We start from the raw sequence: 2,814 nt of genomic DNA on the forward strand, positions 1-2,814 counted from the left end.
GAGCATTTTGCCCAGACCATCCGGGCGGTGCGCCACCGCAGCCCGAAGACGACAATTGAAATCCTGACGCCGGATTTCCTGAAGTGCGCCCCCTCAGTGCTGGAGACCGTGGTCGAGGCGCGCCCCGACGTGTTCAACCACAATCTGGAAACCGTGCCGGGCCTTTACCCCGAAGTCCGCGCTGGTGCGCGCTACTTCCACTCCCTGCGCCTGCTTCAGCGGGTTAAGGAACTGGACCCGTCGATGTTCACCAAATCCGGCATCATGGTCGGCCTGGGCGAGGATGCACAGGCGGTGAAACAGGTGATGGATGACATGCGCGCTGCAGACATCGATTTCCTGACCATCGGCCAGTATCTGCAGCCGACGCCGAAACACCATGCGGTGGACCGCTTCGTGACGCCGGATGAATTCAAGACTTATGAGAAAGCCGCTTATGGCAAGGGGTTCCTGATGGTTTCGGCGACGCCGCTGACGCGGTCTTCCTACCATGCCGGTGATGATTTTGCCCGCCTGCGCGAGGCGCGCAACAAAAAGCTGGGGCTTGCATGACGCCCGAGCGTTTGGCGCGGCTCACCCGGCTGCGCCATGCACTGCATCAGATCCCCGAAGTGTCGGGCGTCGAGGAAAAGACCGCCGCCATGGTGGCGGACTACCTGCGCCAATTTGAACCGGATCAGCTGCTGACCGGGCTGGGCGGCCACGGAATTGCCGCGGTTTACAATGGCAGGGCAGACGGACCCACCGTCCTGATCCGCTGCGAGCTGGACGGGCTGCCGATCGAGGAGCTTTCGGATCAGCCTTACCGCTCCACCCATCAGGGCCGCGGCCATCTATGCGGTCATGACGGTCATATGACCATGGTTGCTGCCCTGGCAGAAGATCTCTCTGCCAGCCGTCCTGCCAAGGGCCGCGCAGTGCTGCTGTTCCAACCGGCTGAAGAAACCGGCAAGGGTGCGCCTGCGGTCATCGCCGATCCCGCGTTTCAGCAGATCGCACCGGACTATGCATTTTCTCTGCACAATCTGCCGGGCTTGCCAGTGGGGCAGGTGGCTTTGTCTGCCAGTTCCGCCAACTGCGCGTCGCGCGGAATGCGGATCCGGCTGGCCGGCAAGACCTCCCATGCGGCGGCCCCCCAGGACGGGATTTCACCTGCCAATGCCATTGCGCAGCTATTGTCAGGCCTTGCGGGCTTGGGTAGCGGCGCTGAACTGGGGCCGGAGTTTGCCCTGGTCACCCTGACTCACGCGCGGCTGGGCGAGGCCACTTTTGGCATTGCGCCCGGTTATGGCGAGGTTTGGGCCACGCTGCGCACCGTCACCGATGCCCGCATGGAGCAGTTGATTGCTGCTGCAACGGCGCATGTGGAACAGGCCTGCGCTGCAGCTGGGCTGACATTTTCAATCGAATTTGATGACGTATTTGACGCCTGCACCAACCATCCTGAAGCGGTCGCCGTTCTGCGTGCGGCTGCCGCGGCGGCGGGGTGCCCGGCACAGATGCAGGACGTGCCTCAACGCTGGTCCGAGGATTTCGGCCAGTTCGGCAAACAGGCGAAAGCGGCGATGTTCTGGCTCGGCTCCGGCGTGGATCAGCCGCAGCTGCACAATCCGGATTACGATTTCCCGGATCCGGCGATCCCGGTCGGGGCCGGGATTTTCCTGCACACGGTCAGAAGCCTGCTGGGCTGAGCGTTACTTCAGCAGCGCGTCGACAACGGCAACCGCGCCGATAATGGCCAGGGTGTCTTTCACGACCTCATAGATTTTGCCGTTCTGACGCACGTACCGGTGACCGTCGCGCGGCGGATTTAGGCCCCAGCGATCGTAGTCTTTCACATAAATCCAGTCGCCGCCCTGGATATGGCCTTGCCTTGCCTGGCGTTTTTTCACCTGGCCGGGCGCATGATGGGCGGCACTGTTGTTATGGCCCGGCGCCTGTTTTTTCGGTCCTGCAAGGGTCGCGGCGGGGGCAAGGGCGAGGCTTGCTGCTGCAATTGCGGCCACTATCGCGGTCTTTTGCATTGCGGATTTCCTGTGATCACTGCTTTGGGTTCACAGATGATCAAGGCTGACAGAAAAGGCAAATCCGCTGCGCCGGAAAGCGCCGGCGGCGGGTGGAAACCGGCGGTCCGGCGCCGGTTTCCTTGCACACTTTGCCCGGGTGCGTTTTTCTGCGGATTGTGGCTTTGCTGCATATGCGGGCGCAATGAACCTGCGGGCGGTTGTGCAGGCCGCAGGAGTGCAAAACTCTTAGGGTGCGGCGGGCCGGAAGCGGATCAGCCCTCGTCCGTGAACCGCACCTTGCCAATGTGCGGCAGGTTCCGGTTGCGTTGCGCATAATCGATGCCATAGCCCACGACAAATTCGTCCGGGATTTCAAAACCCACCCAGTCAGAGCGGAAATCCACCTCGCGCCGCGACGGCTTGTCCAGCAGCGCAATCGATTTCAGCCGCGCCGGATTGCGGCTTTGCAGCAGATGGGTGACGTGATTCAGCGTGTGTCCGGTGTCGACGATATCCTCGACCACCAGCACGTCGCGCCCTTCAATAGCGCCGCGCAAGTCTTTGAGAATGCGCACTTCCCGACTGCTTTCCATTGCGTCTCCGTAAGAGGAGGCTTCCAGAAAATCGACCTCGATCGGCAGATCCAGCTCGCGCACCAGATCGGCGATGAACACGAAACTGCCGCGCAACAGGCCGACCACGACCAGTTTGTCGGTGTTCTTGAATTCCGCCTGAATTTCCGAACAAAGCTCCTCGATGCGTGCTGCAATGGCCTTGGCCGAGATCATCACATCAATGACATATGGAC

Annotated in this window: 4 protein-coding genes; 2 read left to right on the forward strand and 2 right to left on the reverse strand. The window is 61.6% G+C overall.

The genetic code is table 11. The features are described from left to right. Both A2I95_RS29800 and A2I95_RS29805 read left to right on the forward strand, forming a co-directional pair. The coding region (locus A2I95_RS29800; protein WP_291735691.1) for a lipoyl synthase at positions 1-552 on the forward strand (552 nt) is incomplete at its 5' end. Further along, positions 549-1,691 (forward strand): amidohydrolase, encoded by a 1,143-nt coding sequence (locus tag A2I95_RS29805; protein WP_291735693.1) that lies wholly within the window; start codon positions 549-551, stop codon positions 1,689-1,691. The genes A2I95_RS29800 and A2I95_RS29805, both read left to right, overlap by 4 nt. A gap of 3 nt (positions 1,692-1,694) precedes the next feature. Here the strand turns inward: A2I95_RS29805 and A2I95_RS29810 are convergent, their stop codons facing one another. Both A2I95_RS29810 and hpt read right to left on the reverse strand, forming a co-directional pair. Beyond that, positions 1,695-2,024, reverse strand: a complete 330-nt coding sequence (locus A2I95_RS29810; RefSeq protein WP_291735694.1) for a hypothetical protein — start codon at positions 2,022-2,024, stop codon at positions 1,695-1,697. 254 nt (positions 2,025-2,278) lie between these two features. Continuing rightward, positions 2,279-2,814 (reverse strand): hypoxanthine phosphoribosyltransferase (hpt, locus tag A2I95_RS29815; protein ID WP_291735696.1); only part of this gene is annotated, 536 nt, incomplete at its 5' end.

The sequence above is a fragment of the Leisingera sp. F5 genome (assembly GCF_001593695.1).